Origin of the sequence: uncultured Thiohalocapsa sp., from assembly GCF_913063425.1 — a bacterium.
In the GTDB taxonomy this organism is placed as follows: domain Bacteria; phylum Pseudomonadota; class Gammaproteobacteria; order Chromatiales; family Chromatiaceae; genus Thiohalocapsa.
The window spans coordinates 1-24,151 of record NZ_CAJXYK010000003.1; the positions used below are offsets into that span (position 1 = coordinate 1).

At 70.6% G+C, this 24,151-nt stretch carries 16 protein-coding genes and 1 tRNA gene; 10 read left to right on the forward strand and 7 right to left on the reverse strand.

The window, feature by feature from the left end:
- On the forward strand, positions 1-348 hold a 348-nt coding region (locus QZ607_RS01835), incomplete at its 5' end, for an ImmA/IrrE family metallo-endopeptidase (protein WP_295878979.1).
- Between the two features lie 396 nt (positions 349-744).
- On the opposite strand, the gene QZ607_RS01840 is transcribed toward QZ607_RS01835, so the two are convergent.
- The 3 genes from QZ607_RS01840 to QZ607_RS01850 form a co-directional block, all read right to left on the reverse strand.
- Positions 745-820 (reverse strand) — tRNA-Thr (locus QZ607_RS01840).
- Between the two features lie 68 nt (positions 821-888).
- Complete coding sequence (locus tag QZ607_RS01845; RefSeq protein ID WP_295878981.1) at positions 889-1,644, reverse strand: type III pantothenate kinase; 756 nt, start codon at positions 1,642-1,644, stop codon at positions 889-891.
- 58 nt (positions 1,645-1,702) lie between these two features.
- Complete coding sequence (locus QZ607_RS01850) at positions 1,703-2,578, reverse strand: serine hydrolase (protein WP_295878984.1); 876 nt, start codon at positions 2,576-2,578, stop codon at positions 1,703-1,705.
- Between the two features lie 272 nt (positions 2,579-2,850).
- On the opposite strand from QZ607_RS01850, the gene QZ607_RS01855 reads away from it, so the two are divergent.
- The 9 genes from QZ607_RS01855 to QZ607_RS01895 all read left to right on the forward strand — a co-directional run bounded on the left by QZ607_RS01855 (position 2,851) and on the right by QZ607_RS01895 (position 17,593).
- Positions 2,851-3,768, forward strand: a complete 918-nt coding sequence (locus tag QZ607_RS01855; protein ID WP_295878985.1) for a DMT family transporter — start codon at positions 2,851-2,853, stop codon at positions 3,766-3,768.
- A 553-nt stretch (positions 3,769-4,321) separates the two neighbouring features.
- Entirely contained in the window at positions 4,322-5,857 is a 1,536-nt protein-coding gene (locus QZ607_RS01860; protein ID WP_295878988.1) for a multiheme c-type cytochrome, read from the forward strand.
- A 123-nt stretch (positions 5,858-5,980) separates the two neighbouring features.
- A complete protein-coding gene (locus QZ607_RS01865) occupies positions 5,981-6,445 on the forward strand; it encodes a tetratricopeptide repeat protein (protein ID WP_295878991.1) in 465 nt (154 codons plus the stop codon).
- A gap of 422 nt (positions 6,446-6,867) precedes the next feature.
- Positions 6,868-8,193, forward strand: coding sequence for a hypothetical protein (locus QZ607_RS01870; RefSeq protein WP_295878993.1), 1,326 nt, complete (start codon positions 6,868-6,870; stop codon positions 8,191-8,193).
- 13 nt (positions 8,194-8,206) lie between these two features.
- Positions 8,207-9,145 (forward strand): hypothetical protein, encoded by a 939-nt coding sequence (locus QZ607_RS01875; RefSeq protein ID WP_295878996.1) that lies wholly within the window; start codon positions 8,207-8,209, stop codon positions 9,143-9,145.
- A 175-nt stretch (positions 9,146-9,320) separates the two neighbouring features.
- On the forward strand, positions 9,321-10,706 hold the full coding sequence (locus QZ607_RS01880) for a toll/interleukin-1 receptor domain-containing protein (protein ID WP_295878998.1): 1,386 nt from the start codon (positions 9,321-9,323) through the stop codon (positions 10,704-10,706).
- Between the two features lie 27 nt (positions 10,707-10,733).
- On the forward strand, positions 10,734-12,236 hold the full coding sequence (locus QZ607_RS01885) for a formylglycine-generating enzyme family protein (RefSeq protein WP_295879000.1): 1,503 nt from the start codon (positions 10,734-10,736) through the stop codon (positions 12,234-12,236).
- A 507-nt stretch (positions 12,237-12,743) separates the two neighbouring features.
- Positions 12,744-14,645 carry a long-chain fatty acid--CoA ligase gene (locus QZ607_RS01890; RefSeq protein WP_295879003.1) on the forward strand — a complete coding sequence of 634 codons (1,902 nt, stop codon included), beginning with the start codon at positions 12,744-12,746 and terminating at the stop codon, positions 14,643-14,645.
- On the forward strand, positions 14,645-17,593 hold the full coding sequence (locus QZ607_RS01895; RefSeq protein ID WP_295879006.1) for an AMP-binding protein: 2,949 nt from the start codon (positions 14,645-14,647) through the stop codon (positions 17,591-17,593). The genes QZ607_RS01890 and QZ607_RS01895 overlap by 1 nt, the downstream gene beginning before the upstream one ends.
- Before the next feature lie 7 nt (positions 17,594-17,600).
- Here QZ607_RS01895 and QZ607_RS01900 read toward each other — a convergent pair whose 3' ends face one another.
- The 4 genes from QZ607_RS01900 to QZ607_RS01915 all read right to left on the reverse strand — a co-directional run bounded on the left by QZ607_RS01900 (position 17,601) and on the right by QZ607_RS01915 (position 24,015).
- Positions 17,601-20,756: an error-prone DNA polymerase gene (locus tag QZ607_RS01900; protein ID WP_295879009.1), complete on the reverse strand. Its 3,156-nt coding sequence runs from the start codon at positions 20,754-20,756 to the stop codon at positions 17,601-17,603.
- Positions 20,757-21,145: 389 nt separating this feature from the next.
- Positions 21,146-21,832 carry a hypothetical protein gene (locus tag QZ607_RS01905; RefSeq protein WP_295879011.1) on the reverse strand — a complete coding sequence of 229 codons (687 nt, stop codon included), beginning with the start codon at positions 21,830-21,832 and terminating at the stop codon, positions 21,146-21,148.
- Between the two features lie 396 nt (positions 21,833-22,228).
- Complete coding sequence (locus QZ607_RS01910) at positions 22,229-22,981, reverse strand: VacJ family lipoprotein (protein WP_295879014.1); 753 nt, start codon at positions 22,979-22,981, stop codon at positions 22,229-22,231.
- A gap of 128 nt (positions 22,982-23,109) precedes the next feature.
- A complete protein-coding gene (locus QZ607_RS01915; protein ID WP_295879017.1) occupies positions 23,110-24,015 on the reverse strand; it encodes a TraB/GumN family protein in 906 nt (301 codons plus the stop codon).
- Positions 24,016-24,151 lie beyond the last annotated feature (136 nt).

The window sequence follows — 24,151 nt, forward strand, 5'->3', positions numbered from 1 at the left end:
CTGGACCACTTCTGGTTCACCCTGATGCACGAGCTGGCGCATGTTGCCCGGCATCTGGACGGGGGCACCGACTGGTTCGTGGACGACCTGGACGCCGCGGCCAACGAGCAACTGGAACACGAGGCCGACGACTGGGCCGGCGAGGCACTGATCCCGTCCACCATCTGGCAGACGCGACGCCCCCACGACACCGCCGGTGTCGAGGCCCTCGCACGGGAGCTGAACCTTGCCCCTGAGATCATCGCCGGGCGCATGCGCCACGAGACGGATGATCACCGGCTGTACGGCAAGCGCTTCCGAGCTCGGGTCAAATCCCTGTTCGTCGAGCAGGGCCTCTTTCCGGCCTGAGCCTAAAGCGACACCCGCCGCTTCCCACCATCAAGGAGCCACCGCCCCCAGGCCAAGAGCCAAGAAGCCGGCCTAACCCGAGATCACCGCCCGGCAACCGGGCAACATCGTCAAGTCCGCGCGCCAGATCATGCGCAAAGACAAGGGCCTCTCCGGCGAGCTGGACCGCCTACCCATCCTCACCTGGGTCATGTTCCTAAGCGATCCTGACAATCTGCCGGAACCTGAACAAAGCCGCCGGCCCGCCTGATTCCGTGGGCCCTTCGCGCCGGCTCCGGAAGGTCTGCTCGGCCCTGCCACTACCCAGCGAGCGCCGTTGTTACCCAGGGAGTTACCCAATTGGGCCAAAGCGGGATTTCTGAGCCTCCGGAAATGCAGCAAGATCCTTTCGAAACATGGAGCTGGCGGACGGATTCGAACCGACGACCTGCTGATTACAAATCAGCTGCTCTGCCAACTGAGCTACGCCAGCGGGGGAGGGACTGGCGCCGGACGGTGCCGGCGACCAACGCGACATTGTATGTCAGGCGGGCCGCGCCCTCAATCGGCAGCGACGGCGGCGAGGCCGCGCAGCACGAGGTCCGGGAGCTGCTCCGCCGGGAGGGCGATGGCGGCGGCAAGGCGCTCGGCGTCGCCGCCGGTGAGGATGAGCCTGGGCGCGGTGCCGGTTTGGTGGGCGAGGCGCCGGTGCAGCCGCTCCAAGAGGGCCGCCGGGGCCTGGATGCTGGCGGCGGCGATGGCCTCGCCGGTGTCGGTGGCCCAGGGGAGGTCGGCGTCGACGGGCTCGTGGAGCGGGATCTGGGTGCCGGTGAGGAGGCTCGTGCGCATCATGCGGATGCCGGGGAGGATAAGTCCCCCCAGGTGCTGCCCGGCTGTGTCGAGCAGGTCGTAGGTGACGGCGGTGCCGGCATCAACGATGAGGACGGGGGCGGGCTCGGCCGCCGCTCGGCTCAGGCGGTGGGCGGCGATGAGGGCGAGAAAGCGGTCGACGCCGAGGCGCTCGGGCACGGGATAGGCGATGCGGATGCCCTGGGCCTGCGCCTGGGTCCTGATCCACCTGGGGGTACGGGCGAAGCGGGACGTGCAGACCTGGGTGACCGCGTCCTTCACCGCCTGGGGGCCGACGCCCGCGGCGATAACGGCGTCGATGTGGCTCAGCTCGTCCCAGACGGCGAGCAGGTCCAGCGGCAGGGCGCCGTTGTGCAGCGCGGAGCCGAAGCCTTCGAGCGCCCCACCCTGTCCGGCCTGCAGCGCCCATTTGACGCTGCTGTTGCCGATGTCCACAAGGAGCTGCATGCGGCCGGTGCGGTGTCGGATGCCGGGGTGGCGGCTGCGAAGCCGATGGCGTGGCCGGTCAGCGACGGCTCGGATCGAGCCCGGCGGTGCGCTGATCGCCGCTGGTGCGCAGCCAGTCCCGCAGCCGGTTCGAGTCCCCCACCGGTGTGAGCTTGCCCTGGGCGTTGAGCAGGACGATGTAGAGCCGCCGGTCGGCGACGACGGCCTGCATGACCAGGCAGCGGCCGGCCTCGTGGATGTAGCCGGTCTTGCTGAGCTCCACGGTCCAGCGGCTGTCGCGCACCAGGGGGTTGGTATTGCGATACTGAAGCGGCCCGCGCTTGGTCTCCACGTAGGGATGGGCGGTGAACTCACCGGTGGAGGTGATCTCCCGGATCAGCGGATATTGGGAGGCGGCATGGATGAGCCGCACCAGGTCCTCGGCGGTGGACACGTTGCGCGCGTCGAGACCGGAAGTGTCCGCGAAACGGCTGTCGCGCATGCCGAGCGCCTGGGCCTTCTGGTTCATGGCGGCGACGAAGGCCTCGGTGCCGCCGGCGAAGGTGGTGCGGCCGAGTGCGTGCGCGGCGCGGTTGTCGGACGACATGAGGGAAACACGCAACATGTCGCGTCGGGACAGCGTCGCCTCATCGATATAGAGTCTGGAGCGGCTCCAGCGCATGCGGTCGCGGTCCTGCTCGGTGATGGTGACCGGGTCGTCGAGCGGGACCTCGGCATCCAGCACCACCATGGCCGTCATGAGCTTGGTGATGCTCGCGATGGGCCGGACTTCCTTGGCGTTGCGGCTGTAGAGACGGTTGCCGTTGTGGTCGATGATGAGTGCCACCGCGGAGCGGATGTCCGGACCCGCGAGCGCCGGCGCAATGCCGGCGAGCAGCGCGCAGACCGCGACGGCCGCGGCGAGCATGCGGCGTGCCTTGGTTTGCGAAATCATCTCAAGTCTTCCCGCCAGCCGTTTGTTTCCACGGGGCAAAGTAACGTGATTATGGCACATCATTGGGATGGCGTGGCAGGAATGCAGCGGTTGTCGCGGATTTGCCCCTGTTGCGCAGACCACAGGCTGGCGCGCTGACGGCGCCGGTCGCGACCGGCGGGCTGCGGCAGCTCACACTCGCCTCGCCCGCCGGCGCCGGAACGACCCTGTCGGCTCGGCGGTTGGCCGCGCCGCGATGCTTCCCCCTGACCTGCATGCCCGGAGCCGCGCCCATGCGCCTGACGCGCCCCCCCATCTGGCTGCTCGCGGCGTTGCCGCCGCTGTTCTGGGCCGGCAACTTCGTGCTGGCGCGGGCGCTGCATGCGGACCTGCCGCCGCTGGCGCTGTCCTTCTGGCGCTGGACGCTCGCGCTGGGGCTGCTGCTGCCCTTCGGCCTGCCCGCGCTGTGGCGCCAGCGCGCGCTGCTCGGCCGGCATTGGCGGCTGCTGCTGATCCTGGCCCTGTTCGGCATCACCGGCTACAACACCCTGGTCTACAGCGGTCTTCAGGAGACGACGGCCAGCAACGCGCTGCTGCTGTCCTCGGCCACCCCTGTGCTCATCGTGGCGCTGTCCTTCCTGCTGCTGGGTGAGCGGCTGCGCCTGCCGGTGCTGCTGGGGCTTGCGTTGTCGCTCGCGGGCGTCTGGCTCATCGTCTCCGACGGCGTGCCGGCGCGGCTTCTCCACATCGGGCTCAGCCCGGGCGATGCCTGGGTCCTCGTCGCAGCGCTGGACTGGGCGCTGTACTCCGTGCTGCTGCGTCGGCGCCCGGCCGGGCTCAGCCCCGTGGCCTTCCTGACCGCGCTGGTGGCGCTCGGGCTGCCGCCGCTGGCCGGACTCTACGCCTGGGAGCTCAGTCGCGGCATCGGGCTCACGCTGAATGTGGCCAACCTCGCCGCCATCGGCTACGTGGCGCTGTTCCCGTCGGTGCTGGCCTACGTTTTCTGGAACCGTGCTGTGGCGGAGCTCGGCGCCAACCGCACCGGGCAGTACATGCATCTGGTGCCGGTGTTCGGGATTCTGCTCGGGACGCTGGTGCTGGGCGAGCGGCTCGCATGGTTCCACGCCCTGGGGGCGGTGCTGATCGCCGCGGGGATTCTGGCGAGTGCGCAGCGCTCGGGCGGCACCGGGCTGTTCCGACGCCGGGATTGATCCGGCTCGGCGCATGGATGCCGCACCGGTGCGAGGGGTCAGCAGCAGCAGCGTCATGCCGCACAGGGTTGGGGCAGCGCCGCAGGTGCCGAACAAGAGACTCGTCAGTAAAGTATACCGTCCCCTTTTCTTCGTCCCCTTTTCTTTCGACCCCTTGTCTTCGGTCCCTCGTCTTTGGACGCTGAGTATTCAGTTCAATATACCGTCACCGTATTTTTTTCAGGAGGCCGCGCCTGGCTCGGCCACCTGGGGGCGCCGAGCTCTGCTCGGCCCGGCGTCGGCAGCAGTATCGGCAGAAGCCGGCACCTGTCAGAGCCCTGACAAAGCCCATGATCTGCATCGCCCGTCGCAGCATGGATTGACACCTGTCAATGCGCGGCCTGTCAGTGGCCCCCCTGACCACGGCCTTGAGCCGCCTCAAGGTCGGCAGCCCATCCACGGTCAAGACTCGCAGGGTCCCGATGGGACGGCCGCGGTGGCCGATGCACCTGCCCGCAGGCTGCCCGCTGCCCCTGCGGGGTGTGACCCTCTCTCAACGTCCGAGGATAGCCAGATGAAGCATTCAAGCTGCGGCCCGCTGCCGCCCCCGGTCCTGCGCATTCCCTGTCATGCGCTCCGCACCCTGTCCCTGCTGGCGCTGCTGCTGTTGTTCGCCGCCCAGGCGCACGCGGTCCGCCCGGCAGGTCAGCCCGGCGTGGACTGGGGCGCCCCCGAGGGGCAGGAGTGCGTGGACTGCCACATGAGCGAGAACCCGGGCCTGTACTGGGAGTGGAACCACAGCCAGCACGGCCAGAACGGCGTCACCTGTCTGGACTGCCACGAGGCGAAGGAAGGCGAGATCGACGCCTGGCGCCACGAGGACACCTATGTCTCCATCGTCGTCACGCCCAAGGACTGCTCCAAGTGCCATGAAAAGGAATTCGAGGAGATGGACGGCTCCCACCACGCCAAGGGCGGACAGATCTTAGGATCGCTGGACAACCTGCTGGGCGAGGTGGTCGGCGGCCCGGCGGCCGTCAACGCCGGCTGCAAGCAGTGCCACGGCAGCAAGCTTGAGTTCGTCACCGAGGGCAGCCGCAAAGAGGTCGGCCGGCCCAAGCCCGGCACCTGGCCCAACACCGGCATCGGCCGCATCAATCCGGACGGGTCCCTGGGCTCCTGCACCGCCTGCCACGGGCGCCATCGCTTCAGCAAGGCCCAGGCGCGCACGCCGGACACCTGCGGCAAGTGCCACGTCGGCCCGGACCATCCGCAGATCGAGGTCTACAACGAGTCCAAGCACGGCATCATCTACCGCGCCAAGGTGGCGGAGATGAACCTGGAGTCGGACAAGTGGGTCGCCGGCATCGACTACACCGCCGCCCCCACCTGCGCCACCTGCCACATGAGCGCAGCCCCCAACGAGGCCAGCACGCATAACGTCGGCGAGCGCATTTCATGGACGCTCAGGCCGCCCATCTCCACCAAGATCAATCTGGTGAAGCTGGACGACGGCAACGAGTTCGACGTGCCCGAAGGCGAGGAGATCCCGGCGGTCGGCGACGAGGCCCGCGGCTCCACGGTGGTGGAGGTGCTCACCTGGGAGGACCGGCGCCGGAAGATGGAGGACGTCTGCTACGCCTGCCATGAGCAGAGCGTCATCGACGGCCATTACAAGCAGTTCGACGACGTGGTGGTCCTCTACAACGAAAAGTTCGCCAAGCCCATCGCGGCCATCATGGGCAAGCTCAAGGACGGCGGCTACATCACCAGCTCGCCCTTCGACGACAAGATCGAATGGACCTGGTGGGAGATCTGGCACCACGAGGGTCGGCGTGCCCGCCACGGCGCCAGCATGAGCGGTCCGGACTACACCTGGTGGCACGGCATCTACGACGTCGCCAAGCACACCTACTTCAAGTGGATTCCCGAGCTGAAGGAGACCGTCATGAAGAAGGACGGCAACGAGGACTACGCCGTCGCCCTGCTGGAGGAGCACTTCAAGCCCATCGAGGGCCACGACTGGTACTTCAGCGGCATGGGCAAGGAGCAGATCGAGAAGGTGCGCGCCGCCTTCGAGCAGCGCTATGGTGAAGGGGCACTGAAGTAGGGCCTGCACGTGGGAGCGGCGTCCTCGCCGCGACGGGCAATTGCCACTGCCCTGGAAGGCATCGCGGCAGGGATGCCCCTCCCACGCCCACAGCGCCCCAGACATCGCTACCTGGAGGACAAAATGCTGAGTACACTGAGAATCGTCACGGCACTCACCGTCGCCCTGCTCACGGCGGCGCTGGCCGCAGAGGCCGAGGCCGCCACCACCGCCGAGCTCGTCAGCCGCGGCGAGAGCCAGCTCGCTGAGCAGGATGTAGACGCGGCCATCGCCACCCTGCACCAGGCCATCGCAGCAGACCCGAGCTCCACCCTCGCCCACACCCGCCTCGGCGGCGCCTACCTGCTGGGCCAGCGCTACAGCGAGGCCATCAAGCAGTTTCAGCAGGCCATTGCGCTGGACAACGACAACAGCGCTGCCTTCATCGGCATCGGCATGGCTTATCTGCACGGCGGCCGGAACGGCCCGGCCAAAGCCGCCTTCACCGAGGCCAAGCGCCTCGACCCGAATAAGGCCGCCGATCTCGATGCCCTGATCCGGCGCATCGATCAGGGCACGGATACCGCAAATCCGCACCACGCCCGCTGACAGCCCCTGGCTCCCCCCGCCGCCGCATGCCGCGGCAGCACACACAGTTCCAGCAACGCTGTCTTTCCCCGAAGGCGGAGCGCGGAAGTCCACCGACGGGAAGCTGCGCAGCGGCTGTTATAGTGTGGCTCGCAAGCCGCAGTCTCATTCACCACTCATCAATGGGGATGAGACGATCAGCAATGGGAATGCGCGAATGACCTTGGCAGCGCAGGGTGCCACGGCGTCACACAATCGCGCATTGCGCCGCCGTGTCACGATTGTTTGCCGCGGGACGTCATATCGTCACGCTGCCCTGGCCGCCGGTCATTCATCGGCCTGAAGGACATTGCCGGGGTGCTCCCCGCTGACGCCGCAGGCCGATGCTCGGCCTGGCCGCGCAGACAGACCACTGCGCTCAACAGCGACGGGAGGTCTCAGGAATGCGCCTTTTTCGAGCGGGCTGCACGCCCATCGCCATTGCGCTTGCGACGCTGACGCTGGCGGCCGCCGTCCACGCTGACACCCCGCCATCCGCCGCCGCCGCGCCAACACCGGTGCGCGCAAGCGCTTCGGCCAGCGAGGCCCGCACCGTGCTGATCCGTGCACGCGAGGCCATTGAAGCCGGCGAGCTCGAGGCCGCGGCCGCCATGCTGGAGGGCTTTCTGGTGGAGGCCGGCGAGGAGCCCGCGTTGCTGCTCACCCTCGGCGCCCTCTACCTGCGCATGGGCGCGCCCACGGTGGCGGAGTCCTACCTGAGCCGCGCCAGGCGGCTCGCAGGCGGCAACCGCAACATCGCCGATACCGCCGAGGACTATCTGCGCTCCGCGGCGGCAGAAGCGAGCCGCAGTCGTTGGTCGGGCTTCGTGCTGTTCGGTCTGCGTTACCAGACGAATCCGAGCCTGTCCTCGGAATCCAATGAGATTCTGGCCGGCGGCCTGCGCATCGCGGTGCCCGACGCGCTCGACGAGCAGGCCGACAACAATGCACAGGTCAGCTCCGGCATCCACCACCGCTATCGCCTCTCGCCGCAGGTGGTCCTCGCCTCCGACATCGACCTCTACGGTGCCCTGTACGCCGAGGACAGCAGCCTGAGCTATGGCGTCATCGAGCTCACCACGGGGCCGGCATACGAGCGCCCGGCGCGGGAGCACAGGCGCTGGCGGGTGCGTCCGCACGCCATCGGCCTCGTCTCCTACTTCGATGACGCGGTGGATGAGAAGACCCTGGGTCTCGGCATCGATTTCGGCTTTCGCCACGGCCCCAGAAGCGCTGTCACGGCGACCTACCAGTTCCGTCATCGCGACTTCTCCGATGACGCCTTCATCGACGGCGCCGCGCGGGCCGGCGATGAGCACCGACTGGATCTGGATTTCGCGCACGAGATCGTCCCCGGTCAGGTCCTGGGCCTGCGGCTGCTCGGTCGCAAAATGAATGCGGGCCGCCCCTGGTATGAGGAAGAGCAGCTGGAGGCGACGCTGCGCTATCTGTTCCGGGTGCGCAACCTGCTCTTCCCGGACCGCCCGGCCATGGCGGTGACACCCTACGCCCTGTGGCGCACCACGGATTACGGTGGTGCCGATCCGGCCATCGCACCCAACCTGACCCGCAGCGATGACGAATGGCGCCTGGGCATCGTCGGCAGCGCCCCTTTCGCCAAGGATTGGGCCTTGGAGCTGCGTGCCGAGCAGGCCGAGCGCAATTCAAACCTTCCCAACTACGACGCAAGCAATACGCTGGTCACGGTTGGCGTGCGGCGCCAGTTCTGAGGGAGTGTCATTCATGCACAAGACCCAATGCCGTGCGTCGGCGGCGGTGGCACTGCACGCATCCGCAGCGGCGACGCTTGCACTGGCGCTCATGGCCGTGCTGTCCGGCGCCGCCGGGGCCCAGGAGATCGCCGGCGCGGTTGCCTCCGTGCAGCCCCAGGTCACCAGCAGCATCGCCGGCGCCCCTGCGCAGGACCTCGCGCGGGGCGCCCGATTGGTGCAGGGTCAATCCATCCTGACCGGCGCCGACGGCAGGACCCATCTGCTCTTTGTCGACAATACGGGGACCACGCTCGGGCCGAGCTCCAGGCTCGACATCACGCGCTGGACCTACAGCCCGGTCCGGCGCGCCGGTGAGCTCAGGCTGCGGTTGCTCGGGATCATGCAGCTCGTCGGCGGCGACATCACCGAGGCCGACGCCGGCCGCCTGCTGGTGGACACCCCGCTCGGCACGGTGGAAGGCACGGGCGCCATTATCCTGGTCGACAGCCGCGACGCTGCACAGGACAGTGTCGCCTGCCTGATCTTCGGCAAGACGCTCCGGGGGACACACAGCCGCTCGGGCGCACGCGCGGAAGTGACCGCAAACGAGCAGTGTCTGCGCTTCACACCGGATGGCCGCATCGAAGACTTTCCGCTGCTGCAGGAACGGGCCTGGCTCGACCGGACCCTCACCAGCCTCGCGGGCACCGACCGTGGTCCGACCCCGGCCTGGCGGGGCCTGCCGCAAACGGCTAGCAGCCTGCCGCTGGTTGCGGACATGCATGCGGTCCTGACCGCCATCGAGACGCAGAACTTCCTGGACGACCAGACCGTTGCATCGGACGCGGCGGTGGACAGCCGCAACCGCCAGGACACCCTGCGCACGCTGGAGGACGGCGACGCGCGCGTCATCGGGCCCGGCGTCGATCTGCCGCCTGGGGGCGAGTGCCGCGTGGTGTGTGGCCCTTAGCCGCGCGGGTCGCCCGCACGCAGGGACTGCATGAGCCGCGCCGGACGGGTGAGACGGCGCGGCAACTGCATCCGTGCCCCCCGCCGCGCCCGTCACAGCACGCGCCACCTGCGCCACCTGCGCCACCCAGGCGCACCCAGCGACCCTGCGGGACCCGAGCAGCGAGCCGCCGACCATGGCAGCGCAGCACAGCACGGCCTTTCTGAGCTATGCCGGCGCCGATGCCGAGACGGCGGCCATGGTGGTCGCCGGCCTGTTGGAGGCCGGCGTCAGCGTCTGGTGGGACCGCGGGCGCATCGACTGGGGCGGCAACTGGATCGACGAGCTGCAACAGGGGCTCACCCAGGCCGCGGCCTATCTCATTCTCGTCGGCAGGAGCGGCATCCGGCGCTGGGTCAAGCTGGAGCTGGACGTCGCGCTGAAGCGCCATGTCGATGACGGCCTGCCCATCTTCACCCTCCTCCTGCCCGGCGTGCGCCCGGAGGATCTGCCACCCTTCCTCGCCACGGTGCAGGCCCGTGCCATCCCGCTCGATCCGTCGGCGGCGGACTTCACAGCCCTGGCGCAGGCCCTGCAGCGACCGCGGCCGCCTGCCCCAGCCGTCCCCGCGCAGACCACGGAACGGGAGCCCTTCCCCGGCCTGGAGGCCTATCAGCGCGCGGATGCCCCCTTCTTCTTCGGCCGCGAGCTCGAGACCCTGCAGGCACTCAAGCTCTTTGGCCCGACCCCCGGCGGCGGCTACAACCGCTGGCTGCAGGTGGAAGGCGGCAGTGGCACAGGGAAATCGTCCCTGGTGCGCGCGGGGCTGCTCCCCGCCATCAGCGGCGGCTGGCTCGGGGAGGACGAGGGTCGCCGGCCGAACCTGCACTGGGATATCGCCGTGCCCATGCGGCCCGGCACCCAGCCGCTGCTCAACCTGGCGACCACGCTGGCAGAGCCCCTCGGCGTCGATGTCCAGACCCTGGATCGCGCCTTTCGGGACAGCACGGATGACGCCGGCCGTGCGCTCCTGCTCGCGCTGCGCGACCGGCGCCGTGTGCCGCCGGACCACGACGTCGTGCTGGTGGTGGATCAGTTCGAGGAGCTCTTCACCCTGGTCCGGGACCCGGACCTGCGCACGCGCTTCGATGCGCTGCTCGGCAACGCCCTGGCAGATCTCGACGGCCCCCTGCACCTCATCACCACCATCCGCACGGACTTCCTGCATCGGCTGTGCGAGCTGCCCCAGCTGCGCCGCATGCTCGCCGAGAGCAGCATGGGCCGCTACCTGCTGCTGCCCATCGATGCCCGGGGGCTGACCGTCGTCGTCGGGAGCGCGGTCCGCGCCGCGGGCCTGCGCTGGAGCGACGAGGAGCTCCCGCAGGAGATCGTCGCCGAGGCCGCGGACGAGCCCGGTGCCTTGCCGCTGGTGGCCAACCTGCTCCGGCTCATGTGGCAGCGGCGCAGCCCCGAGGGCGTGCTGAGCAGGCACCTGTACACCGAGCTCGGCGGCGTCGGCGGGGCACTGGCCACGAGCGCCGACCGCCTGCTGACGACCCTGGGGCCTGCGGACGGCGAGTAGCGCGCCCGCTGCCTGCTGCTGGCCCTGGTGGAGCCCATCCCGCACGGGCAGGCGGTGCGGCGGACCATCAGCAAGGCGGCGGCACTGCGCGCCGCGCGGGGCGGCCCTGCGGCCGAGCAGGTGCTCTACCGGCTCGCCGGCGGACGCGCCGCGGGCACACCGGAGCAGGCCTGGGCAGCGCCGCGGCTGATCAGCCTCTCGACGCACGCGAGCGAGGGCGCACCGGCGGCGGCCGAGGGCGCCAAGTCGGCCTCGGACAACGAGGATAGGGTCGCCCCGCCGCGCGCCGCGAGGCCCGAAGCAGCCACATCGGCGCCGGCGGACGCCAGCACGCCAGCGGCGCATGACGATCAGGTGTGCGTGGACCTGGCCCACGAGGCGCTGCTGCGCAGCGACCGCAACGGCAACCCCTACTGGGCGAAGCTCAGCACCTGGGTGGAGGCCGCCCGCAAGGAGCTGGAGCTGCGCCAGCTCCTGGAACGCCTGGCGTCCGGCTTCGGCGCCGGTCAGACGGGGCTCGCCCGCGGCCGCGAGCTGCGGGCCTTTCGCACGCTGCTGAAAGGCTGTGCGGCACTGAGCCCGTGCGCAGAGCGCTACCTGCGGCTCAGCATGCGCATGGCCCGGATGCGTCTTCTGGGTGCGCTGAGCGGCCTCGCGGTGCTCCTGGTCGGCGCCGGCATCCTGGCAACCTTCGCCCTTTGGATCGAGCGCACGCAGATGCGCCCGGCGATGGCCCTGTACGTGCTGGCGGGCAAGGCAGGCTGGATCCTCAAACAGCCCGAGATGATCGATTTGCGACCGGGTGAGCCGCCCCATCCGCAGTCCTTCTGGATGGGCAGCGTCCCCGGCGACCCGGTTGCCGCAGCCAATGAGCAGCCCCGGCATCGGGTCAGCCTGGCCCGGCCGTTCGCCATCGGCCGCTATGAGGTCACCTTCGACGAGTACGAGCTGTTCGCCCGTCTCACCGGCCGGCCGGTGCCGCCCGACGAGGGCTGGGGCCGGGAGCGGCGCCCCATCATCAATGTCTCCTGGGACGACGCCGCCGCCTACGCGCATTGGCTCGCCGAAAGCACGGGCGAGCCCTACCGGCTGCCCACCGAGGCGGAGTGGGAGTACGCGGCGCGGGGCGGCACCACCGGCCGCCATTGGTGGTGCAAAGACACCGAGCCCAACTGCGCCGTGACAGCGGATGTGGCGAACTGTGCCGGCTGCACCACGACGCTGGACATCGACGGCTTCGCCGTCAGGACCATCCCCGTCGGCTCGCTTAAGCCAAACCCCTTCGGCCTGTACGACACCGCGGGCAACGTCTTCGAATGGGTGCTGGATTGTTGGCATCCTGACTACGCGGGCGCACCATTGGACGGCGGCGCATGGCAGGATGAAGACAACGGCGACTGCCACAGCCGGATCGTCCGTGGCGGCTCCTACAACTTCGAGCCCCGCGACCTGCGGGTGTCGCAGCGGGTGCCGCTCTCGCACCACTATTTCCGCGAGTTCTTCGGGTTCCGCCTGGCCCGGGACCTGTGACTGCCCCTCGGCACCACCGCGGCACGCGGTAGTCTCCGGCAGGGCTGGGCCACACCCGACCACGTCATAGCCATCGCCCGCTGGACCAGCTTCCGGCTGCAGGCCCACCTGCTGGACGATCCGCGCGCACAGCGCTGGCTTTACACGATGGGCGGCGCCTTCGGCGCCATCGTCGATGTACAGACGGAGTGCGCCGCCGGCCCCGGCGGAGCCCTCTGCACAGACCCCCCCCACCGGCGGCCGGCCCGGGCAACCGCAGCGCCGTCCGGGGCGACCGCGCGTCACCCGAGCGCCCCCGGGCAGTCGCACGGCGCCCTGCGCAGCCGGCCCCGCCGCGCTGCGGGCCTATACTCGAAACAGACCTGAAACGCTTGGCTGCCGCCGCCGTACCGCACTGCCGCCCGGCGGCGGCGGGGGACAGTCGTGAACGCATCTGTGCCCGATCACGCTCCAATCACCAGCAAGCACGGGACCCCCGCTGCTGCGGTACCGGCATCCGGCGGTGCCTTGCCGCAGAGCCAGGGGCAGTCCGCAGCAGGGCCGATCCCGGCCGCCGGCGCACGCACCCTTGCGGGGCTCTTCGCGCAGCGTGTGGACCGCACGCCCCGCGCTGTGGCCTACCGCGACTTCGCTGACGGGGCCTGGCGCGCCCACAGCTGGACCGACATAGCCCGCACCGTCTCACGCTGGCGCGCGGGCCTCGCGGGCGAGGGCCTGACACCCGGCGAGCGCGTGGCCCTGAGTCTGCCGAATGGTATCGACTGGGTCTGCTTCGACCAGGCGGCCCTGGCGCTGGGCCTGGTGACGGTGCCCCTCTACACCACCGACAGCCCGGGCAACATGGCGCACATCCTCGCCGACTCCGGCGCGCGGCTGCTGCTGCTGGACAGCGATGCCCAGTGGCAGGCGCTGCTGGAGCACGGCACGCCGCTGCCGGCGCTCAAGCGCGTGCTCTGCCGCAGCCGCACCGGTGCCTGCAACGAGGCCCGCGTGTGCAGCATGCAGGACTGGTTGCCCGGGCGCAGCGACGGCGACGCCGCACCCTACGCCGCCACCGCCGTGGACGCCGCGGACGGGCCCGTCGAGCACGCCGACGCCGACCCCGACGCCACGGCCACACTGGTCTACACCTCCGGCACCACCGGCCCGCCCAAGGGCGTGATGCTCTCCCACCGCAATATCCTGAGCAACGCCGAGGCCATCCTGGTGCGTATCCCGGCGCGGCCCGATGACGTCTTTCTGTCCTTCCTGCCGCTGGCACACGCCTTCGAGCGCACCGTGGGCTACTACCTGCCCATGATGGCGGGCTGCACCGTGGCCTATGCCCGCTCCATCGAGCAGCTGCGCGAGGACCTGCTGACCATCCGCCCGACGGTGCTGCTGTCGGTGCCGCGGGTGTACGACAAGATCTACTTCGCCCTCCAGGAGAAGCTCGGGCGCGTTGGCCTGAAGCGCCTGCTGTTCGAAGCCACCCTGGCCATCGGCTGGCGGCGCTTCGCCGCCGCGCAGGGGCGCCGGGCGCCGCCGGGTCCGCTGGCGCGGCTGCTCTGGCCGCTGCTGCGGCGGCTGGTGGCGGCACCCGTGCTGGAACGCCTCGGCGGGCGGCTGCGGGTGGCGGTGAGCGGCGGCGCACCCTTGTCGGAAACCGTGGCGAAATGCTTCGTCGCACTCGGCGTGCCGCTCACGGAGGGTTATGGGCTCACCGAGGCGGGCCCGGTGGTGACCAACGTGGAGCTGGAGCGCTTCCGCCCGGGCTGCGTCGGCCTGCCCATGCCGGGCGTAGAGCTGAAGCTCGGCCCGCAGCAGGAGATCTTTGTCCGCGGTCCGAACGTCACCAAAGGCTACTGGGGCCAGCCGGAGGCCACGGCAGCGGCCATCGACGCCGACGGCTGGCTGCATACCGGCGACGTCGGCGCCATGGACGCCGACGGCTTCGTGCGCATTCGCGGGCGGCTCAAGGAGATCATCGTCACCTCCACCGGCGAGAAGGTGCCGCCCACGGACATGGAGACGGCGCTCACCATGGAGCCGCTGTTCGACCAGGCCATGGTGGTGGGCGAAGGCCGCCCGTATCTGACGGCCGTACTGGTGCTCGCCGAGCAGCCATGGCGGCAGCTCGCGGACAAGCTGGGGCACGACGCCGAGGACCCCGCCGCGCTGACCGACCCCTTCGTGCTCGCCGCCGCACAGGACAAGGTGGACCACCGGCTGCGGGACTTCCCGCACCACGCCCAGGTGCACGGCCTGCACCTGACCCGTACCCCCTGGACCATCGACAACGGCCTGATCACGCCCACCATGAAGCTGAAGCGCGATGCGCTGATGGCGAGGTTCGCGCCGGCCCTGGACGCACTCTACCGGCGGCCACCGCCGCAGCGCGGCCGCGAGCCCCTCCGGCCCAGCCACTGATGCCGGCACCCACCGAGCCGCAGACAGCGCCGGGCGCTGCCCCGGCAGCGCCGACAACGGAGCCGCCGGCAACACCGGCACCGGATGCCGAGCGACTGCTGGACATCCTGCGCGGGCTGGCTCTGGACTCCGGGCTCGACATCGCGCGGGACGCCGTGAGCCTGGATACCCGCCTGGAGGCGGACCTGGGTCTGGACAGCCTGGGCCGCTCGGAGCTCATCGCCCGGGTCGAGCGCGGTCTGGACCGACGGCTGCCGGATGAGGCCCTGCTGGTGTCCACACCCCGGGAGCTGCTCGCGTTGCTGCGCCCGGTCGCCGCCGGCCCGGTGCGGGCCGAGGCGCCGCCGCCAACAGCCAGTGCACCGGCAGCCGCCGCACCAGCCGCAGGAGCGCACGCCGTCCCGGCCGCAGCCGAGACCCTGCCGGAGGTGCTGGCCTGGTACGCCGAGCGCGCGCCGAGCCAGGTGCACATCCTGCTCTACGGCGACGCGCCGGACCCCGAGCCCATCACCTACGCTGCACTCCGCCAGGGCGCCCTGCGCGTCGCCGGCGGCCTCACGGCGGCGGGTCTGGAGCCCGGCCAGCGCGTGGCACTGATGCTGCCGACGGGCATGGACTACTTCACCGGCTTCTTCGGCGTGCTGCTCGCGGGCGGCGTGCCCGTGCCCATCTACCCGCCGGCGCGCCCGGCGCTGCTGGAGGATCATCTGCGCCGGCATGCCGGCATCCTTGCCAACGCCGGCGCCGTGCTGCTGCTCACCGTGCCGGCGGCGCGCCTGGTGGCACGCCTGCTGCGGGCCTGGGTACCGTCACTGCGGGCGGTGCTGACGCCGGCGGACCTCGCCGCCGCCGCGCCCCTGCAAGCACCAAGGCTGCGGCAGGCGGATGACATCGCCTTCCTGCAATACACCTCCGGCAGCACCGGGCAGCCGAAGGGCGTGGTGCTGACCCATGCCGACCTGCTCGCCAACATCCGCGCCATGTGCGAGGCGGTGGCGGCGAGTCCGGACGATGTCTTCGTGAGCTGGCTGCCGCTCTACCACGACATGGGCCTCATCGGCGCCTGGCTCGGCAGCCTCTACTTCGGCATCCCGCTGGTGTCCATGTCCCCGCTCGCCTTCCTGGCGCGTCCGCTCAAGTGGCTTGCGGCCATCCACCGCCACCGCGGCACCCTGTCCGCGGCGCCCAACTTCGCCTACGAGCTGTGCCTTAAGCGCATCCACGACGATGAGCTGAGGGGCCTGGACCTGAGCTGCTGGCGCCGGGCCCTGAACGGTGCCGAGCCCGTGAGCCCACAGACGCTGGAGCGCTTCGCCGCGCGCTTCGCCCGCTGCGGGCTCAGGCCCGAGGCGCCGGCGCCGGTGTACGGCCTCGCCGAGGCCGCCGTCGGCCTCACCTTTCCGCCCGCCAGCCGCGGGCCTGCCATCGACTGCATCGACCGCGAGCGCTTCGCCACCACCGGCAGCGCGCTGCCGGTGCCCTGCGACGACCCGGACGCCCAGCGCGTGGTGAGCTGCGGGCGAGCGCTGCCGGGCTATGGGCTGCGCATCGTGGATGCGCAGCGCCGCGCACTGCCGGAGCGCCGGGAAGGCCGCGTCTGGTTCCAGGGGCCGTCCGCCACCCAGGGCTATTTCCGCAACCCGGAGGCCACCGCGCGCCTGATCCAGGTGCAGGACGGCGAGCGCTGGCACGACACGGGCGACCGCGGCTACCTCGCCGACGGCGAGCTGCACCTGACGGGACGGGTCAAGGACATGATCATCCGCGGCGGGCGCAACCTCTACCCCTACGAGCTGGAGCAGGCCATCGGCGAGCTGCCCGGCGTGCGCAAGGGCTGCGTCGTCGCCTTCGCCGCGCCGGACCCGCAGCGCGGCAGCGAGCGGCTGGTGCTGGTGGCCGAGACCCGCGAGCGCGACCCCGCCCGGCGCAAGACCCTGGCGCGACGCGTGCGCGAGCGCGCCACCGAGGTGCTCGGCCTGCCGCCGGAGGAGATCCTGCTGGCGCCGCCGCGGGCCATCCCCAAGACCTCCAGCGGCAAGCTCCGCCGCGGCAGCGCCCGGGAGCGCTGGGCCGCAGGCAAGCTCACGGCGGGCGCCCCCAAGCCCGCCTGGCAGCTGCTGCGCGTGGGTGCCGCCGGGCTCGGCCACCTGGCGCAGCGGTCCCTGCGGCGGTTGCCGGCCCTCGCCTTCGCCGGCTGGGCCTGGCTGCTGTTCGCGCTGCTGGCGCCGCCCTGCTGGCTCGGCATGGTGGCGGCACCGCGACTGCGGCTGCGCTGGTGGTTTGCCCGCACCGGCGTGGGCCTGCTGCGGCGGCTCTGCCTTGTGCCGCTCAAGGTCCAGGGCCGCGCGCACATCCCGCCCCCGGGCCGGCCCTTCGTGCTGGTGTCCAACCACCAGAGCTATCTGGACGTGGGCCTGCTGATCCAGGCCGTCGATCCGGTGCGCTGGCCCGTGGTCTTCATCGCCGCCGAGCGCCTGCGCAGCAACAGCTTCATCCGCTGGCCCATGCAGCGGCTGGACAGCCTCTTCGTGGATCGCTTCGACCTGCTGCGCGGGGCCGAGGACATGCGCCGCTTCCGCACGACACTGGCTGCCGGCCGCCCGCTCGGCTTCTTCCCGGAAGGCACCTTCCGCCGCCAGCCCGGGCTGCTGCCCTTACGCATGGGCGCCTTCATCGCCGCCGCCGGCACCGGCGTGCCCGTGCTGCCCGTGGCCATCCGCGGCAGCCGGGAGCTCTACCCCGGCGAGACCTTCTTCCCGCACTGGGGACGGGTCGCCATCAGCATCGGCGCGCCGCTCGAGCCCACCGGCGACGACTGGCAGGCGGCGGTACAACTGCGCGATGCGGCGCGGGACTTCATCGGCGGGCATTGCGGCGAGGGGACGGCGCTCCGACACCTTGCCGCCGGCCCTCAGCCCAGGCTCGACGATTCACCCGCGGGCCACTGAGCGACGGTCAGTGGAAGTCCCGCGACCTGATCACCAGCCCGCCCAGCAGGTGCGAGTAGTCCAGCAGCCGCTTGGCCACCAGGTGGGTGACGCCCGCCTCGCGCTGGATCTCGCCCTGCACGCCCATGAGCCGGGCGCCGATGAGGGTGCGGCGCTGGCGCTCGGCGAGGCGTTTCCAGATGACCAGGTTCACCTGACCGGTCTCGTCCTCCAGGGTGACGAAGGTGACGTTGTTGGCGGACGCCGGGCGCTGGCGGTTGATGACCAGGCCGGCGGTGCTGACGGTGGCGCCGGGCTCGGTGGCGTGCACGGCCTCGGCGGTGGCAAGGCCAAGCTCGGTGAGGCGCCTGCGCAGCAGGGCCAGCGGGTGGCGGCGCAGGCTGAGCCCCAGGCTCGCATAGTCGGCGACGATGTCACGGCCCTCCGTGGGCCTAGGCAGCAGCGGCACCGCAGGCTCGGGCGGCAGCGGCAGCGGCAGCGTGGTCTGCTCGGCAACGCCCGCCCGTGGGCGCTGCACCGCCGCCGCAACGCCTTGACGCGACACGCGCCAGCCCGCCTGGTGGCGGTTGCCGGCGAGGCCCGCCAGCGCATCGGCACCGGCCAGGGCCTTGAGGTCGCGCTTGTCGAGCTGTGCCTGCTCGCGCAGCTCGTCCAGGGTCTGCCAGCCGGGCTCGGCGCGGCTGGCGACGAGGCGCCCGGCGCCCGCCTGGGACAAGCCCTTCACCAGCCTGAGACCCAGCCTGAGCGCCGGCTGGCCGTCCTGTGATTGCCCGGGTTGCGGCGTCCGCGGCTCCAGCGTGCAGTCCCAATGGCTCGCCCGCACATCCACTGCCCGCACCTCCACACCCTGCCGGCGGGCCTCCCGCACCAGCTGTGCCGGGGCGTAGAAGCCCATGGGCTGACTGTTGATCAGCGCCGCAAAGAACGCTGCGGGCTCATGGTGCTTGAGCCAGGCGGACACATAGACCAGGAGCGCGAAGCTCGCGGCATGGGACTCCGGGAAGCCGTATTCGCCGAAGCCCAGGATCTGCTTGTAGATCTGCTCGGCGAATGCCTTGCTGTAGCCACGCTGCACCATACCGTCGATGAGCCGCCCGCGGATGTGCGTCAGCCCGCCGCGGCGGCGCCAGGCGGCCATGGAGCGGCGTACCTGGTCCGCCTCGCCGGCGTCGAAGCCGGCCGCCACCATGGCCACCTGGATCACCTGCTCCTGGAAGATGGGCACGCCCAGGGTGCGCCCGAGCACCGCCTCCACCGCCGGTGAGGGATAGGTCACGGGCTCCAGGCCCTGCCGGCGCCTGAGATACGGATGCACCATGTCGCCCTGGATGGGCCCGGGGCGGACGATGGCCACCTCGATGACCAGGTCGTAGAAGCAGGCGGGCTTCAGGCGCGGCAGCATGGCCATCTGCGCGCGGGACTCGATCTGGAACACGCCGGTGGTCTCGCCGCGCTGGATCATGGCGTAGACAGCCGGGTCCTCAGGCGGGATGTCGGCAACGGTCAGGGCGCTGCCGCGGTGGGCGTTGACCAGCCCGAGCGCGCGGCGGATGGCGCTCAGCATGCCGAGCGCCAGGCAGTCCACCTTCAGGAGCCCGAGCGCGTGCAGGTCGTCCTTGTCCCACTGGATGACGCTGCGCCCGTCCATGGCGGCGTTCTCGATGGGCACCAGCTCGTCCAGACGCCCGCGGGCGATGACGAAGCCGCCCACGTGCTGGGACAGGTGCCGGGGCATGCCCACCAGCTCGTGCACCAGGCGCATCAGCGTCAGGATCTGCGGGTTGAAGGGGTCCAGGCCCACCTCGCGGAGCCGCTCCGGCGGCACCTGCTGGCCGTCCCACCAGTTGATGTTGCGCGCGAGCCGGTCCACCTGATCCGCCGAGAAGCCGAGCGCCTTGCCCACGTCGCGTACGGCGCTCTTGGGGCGGTAGGAGATCACGGTGGCTGCCAGCGCGGCGCGGTCGCGGCCGTACTTGGCGTAGACGTACTGGATCACCTCCTCCCGGCGCTGGTGCTCGAAGTCCACGTCGATGTCCGGCGGCTCGCCCCGCTCCCGGGAGACGAAGCGCTCGAACAGCATGTCCATGCGCGCCGGGTCCACCTCGGTGATCCCCAGGCAGTAACAGACTGCCGAATTGGCCGCCGAGCCCCGCCCCTGGCACAGAATCCCGCGGCTGCGGGCGAAGCGCACGATGTCGTGCACCGTGAGAAAGAAGGGCGCATAGGCCAGCTCTTCGATCAGACCGAGCTCGTGCGCGATCTGCCCGCGCACCTTGTCCGGCACGCCGTCAGGAAAACGCTCGGCAGCGCCCTGCTGCGTGAGCCTGCGCAGGTGGGAGCTCGGCGTCTCGCCCGCGGGCACCAGCTCCTGCGGGTATTCGTAGCGCACCGCATCCAGCGTGAAGCCGCAGCGCGCGGCGATGCGGGTGGTCTCAGCCAGCAGGTCCTGGGGGTAGAAGCGCGCGAGCACATCCAGCGGGCGCAGGTACTGCTCGCGGTTCTGGCGCTCGGCGGCACCCTCCGCAACACTGGTGCCGCTGCGGATGGCGGCCATCACGTCCAGCAGCGCCCGGCGCTCCGGCACATGCATCAGCGCGCCGCCGGCGGCCGTGAGCGGCAGCCCGATACGCGCCCCGAGCCGGCGCAGCCGCTTGAGCCGTGCCGCGTCGTTCCCGGTGCGATGCAGCGCGACGCCGATCCAGCAGCGGCCGGCGAACCGCGCCGCCAGGCGGTGCCCCCATTCGTCCTCGGCGCCCTCCGGGGCGTCGGGGGCCGCGAGCCAGAGGATGACGCAGCCGTCCGGTCCGTCGTCCAGATCCTCGGCGAGCAGCCGCCACCGGCCCTTGGGCGCCCGCCGGCGGGCACGGGAAATGAGCCGGGCGAGGTTGCGATAGCCCGCCAGGTCCGCCGCCAGCGCCACCAGCCGCGGGCCGTCCGCGATGGGCAGCTCGCTGCCGATGAGGAGCTTCAGGCCCTGGGCCTTGGCTTCCTCGTGGGCGCGCACCACCCCCGCCAGCGAGCAGAGATCGGTGATGGCCAGCGCCTGGTAGCCGAGCCCGGCGGCAGTGCGCACCAGCTCCTGCGGCTGCGACGCCGCCGACAGGAAGCTGAAGCAGCTGCGGCAGTAAAGCTCCGCGTAGGGCGGAGACGATGTGGAAACCACGCGGGGACGGCCAAGAAACTGTCGATAAAGACAGTTTAGCGCCGCCTCTGTGGCTTGTCCGCAGCGCGGCGACCGGTGTGGGACTTGGCGGCTCGGCGGAGGCGTGCAGACGCCGTCATGCGACGAGGGCCAGCGGGCACCCCCTCGGCGCCTGGGCAGCAACGACGCAACACTGTCGTCGGCCCGGACGAGCATGCCGCTGGATGATCCGGCGGGGGACGGCGGGCGTGGATGGCCGAACGGCGCCGGCGCCGCGGATTGCGGGCGGAACGGGCCGGTTGGCGATGGCTCGCGGCGTGGCTCCGGCGCGTGCGCGCGTCGGCGGGTGCCGACGCGTCAGGTGGGAGTTGCGTGAAGCGGGCTCGGCAGGTGGGCCAGGTAAGGTGCCGTCAACGGCGCCGCTGGGCCAGCCGCAGACCGAGCAGGCCGGCGAGCAGCAGCAGAGGCGTCGCCGGCAGCGGCGCAGCCGGCAGGTTATCCGGCCCCTCAACCGCCGCAGTCGTGAACGCCAACGGGCTCTGACCGCCCCGCACGTACTGGGCCAGCCAGTCCATATCGCTGATGCCGTAGACCACCGCGAAGATCCCGACGCTCTGGTACAGCGTGCCCGCGCTGCCCGTGGCGGGCCCGCCGCTGAACAGGAACGCCAGGGATTGCTCATCCGGCGCGCTCTGCATGGCATCGAGGGAGCCCCACACCAGATCGCCGGTGGAGGTCTGCTCCGCTGGGACCAGACTCCCGAACATCGTGTATTCGTACTGGCCCTGGTAGCCGTCGGGGCCCATGCCGCCGCCGAGGTTCAGCGTGCCGACCGCCTCACCGTCGTTGCCGAGGCCGGTCCGAAGCTCCGCCTCGTCGATGGAGGTCATCACGATCTGGTTGCTTTCCGTGAGCTCCCAGGACACCTGGTCCAGCGAGGGCGTGGTGTAAAGCACCCTGTCCTGATCGAAGCGAAAATCCTGGACGCTTTCGCTGGTGGTGAAGATCTTGGCCGATGCGGTGCCAGCGCCGAGCAACGCCGCACAGGTCAGCACTGCCGCTGCGCCGCGCCTCAACGCTGGTTGGTGGTCGAACATCGATTGCCGCCTCGCAGTCCGTATATGATCCCAGAAGTTTACACCAGCGGCCCAGGCCGCCGCCGCATGCCCGTAAGCATGCACGAATCAGACCATTGCCCCGGCTGTCTACCGCCTACCCGCGTAAGGCTCTGTGCTGCAATGCGTTACAACAGCCGGCGGGCGATGACAGCGCGTCATTGCGCCGACGATGCAGGCCCGGCGACCGACAAACGTGTGCGCTCTGTAAAGAGACCTGACACTCCAGGCCCCGACGCTCAGGCCACCGTCACGAGCAGTCTATCGGCATCTGCCGGGCGAGCGCATGACCATCTGGTTTCCAACATCTTGCCGCCGCCGGACAGCAACCGCACCGAACCGCCCGCCCCGGGGCACCAATGATCGCACAGCAGCCACTCAGGGCGCGGCCGGCGGCGAATCTTCCCAGATCACGTCCTCTTCGTCACTCTCCGGCGGATTGCCGTCGTGCACGAGATTCTGACGCCGCTGGAGGTAGGCGTCACGTACGAAGGTGTAGCGATCGATGGCCGCCTCATCAACCAGCTCACCCGCGGTGAGCAGACCGGCACGACGATCGATCACGCGCAGTGTGACGAAGCCCCAGTAGATCTCGTCCTCTTCCAGGCTGAAGAAGGGGTCCAGCACGATATCGCCGGCGAGGCCGAAGGTGTCGCGCACGGTGCTCGGCCCCAGGATCGGCAGCATGAAATAGGGACCGGCACCAAAGCCCCAATAGCCCAGGGTCTGCCCGAAGTCCTCCTTGTAGCTCGGCAGACCGACGTTGCTCGCCACATCGAAGAAGCCGACAAAGCCGACGGTGGTGTTGACGAACACCCGTCCCACATCGCTGCCGGCGCGGGAGAGCTTGAACTGGAGCACGTTGTTCACCGCCGATGTGGCGTCGGCGATGTTGTTGAAGAAATTGGTGATGCCCTCGTCAAGGCGCTCCGGCGTAATGAACTGATAGGCCTGCGCCGCGGGCTTGAGGAAGGCGTTGTCGAAGTCCGTGTTGAACTTGAACACGGCCCGGTTGAACGGCTGCCAGGGATCGCGTGGATCCCGGTACTCGGGTGGTACCGAAGCGCAACCGCCGACGAAGAGCGACACCGTCAGCAGCACGGTGGCGGCGCGGTCGAGCCATCTGCCCATGTGCACTCTGTCTCCCCGGGATTGGCCGGCTCCCTGCGGCACGGCGCCGCGGATGGTAACACAGCGTCGGCGTGCCACCCCGCATGCCGTGGGCGTGTGCGCACCGACCCGCGCCGCGTGCGCGGCCCTCAGTACAGGGGCCGCACGCCATATCCGGCAGCCTCCAGGCCGGCGAGCAGGCCGCCCGCCCCCGGCAGGTGCAATGCGCCGACGGCAATGAAATGACGCCGGTCCGCGGGCAGCGTCTGGATGCGCTCCAACATGCGGGCGTTGCGGCTGCGGATCAGCAGCTCCCGCAGACGCTGCTGCAGCGCCGGCGCGATCCCTGGCGTACGGTCATCGCTCAAGGCCAGAAGCTCGCCCAGTGCCCCGCGCAGGTAGGCGTCGATGAGTGCCTCGAGCACGCGCTTGCGCTCGTCCTGGGCCGCGAGTGCCGCGCGCAGCAGCGCGCGCTCTTCCTCGATGGTGAGCGCCTCGAACACCGCGAGCTGCTCCTGCGAGGTCTCAAGCCCGAGGGTGGGCTTGGCGTCAGCCTGGGCGCGCTGGTACAGGCGTCGGTCCAGGAACTCCCCGGTGCGCGCCGGCGGCATGCTGAGCAGCGTCATGACCGCCCAGGGCTTCAGCTTGCGCGGCACGCCCTCGGGCATGCCGCGTGCCGCCAGCGCCTCCACACAGGCCCGGTACAGCTCCGGAGCCAGCAGATCGCGCAGCTCCGTATTCTCCGGCAGGCGCATGGCGCCCGCTGCCGCGCGCACGGAATCCGCATCCGGCACCACTTCCAACACCAGCGCATCCGCCGCGCTCAAGGCCGCCTCCACCGGCGGCGGCAGTTGCAGCACCCGCGGGTCCTCGCTGTGGATGGTTGCGAACAGCCAGCCCGGTGCGCCGCCGCGGGGCGGCGTCAGCTCAAACAGCAGGCCCTCGCCGCGTGGCTGCGGCAGCGGTGGCTGCGCGGCGGCGGCGCCGGCCAGAGCCACCAGCGCCAGCAGCAGCCACCACGGACGCGTCTGCCTGCGCGCATCGGCGTGGCACATGGACTCCTCCTCGGTGTGTTGTCATTGTCGTCGTCGGCGTGCGCCGCAAGCGCCCGCAAGCGGGCTGCGCCAGCCGCCACGCCCAGCTGTCCCGGCAGCAGGCCTGCGTTTCCGCTTGGCGTTCAGCGCAGCGACT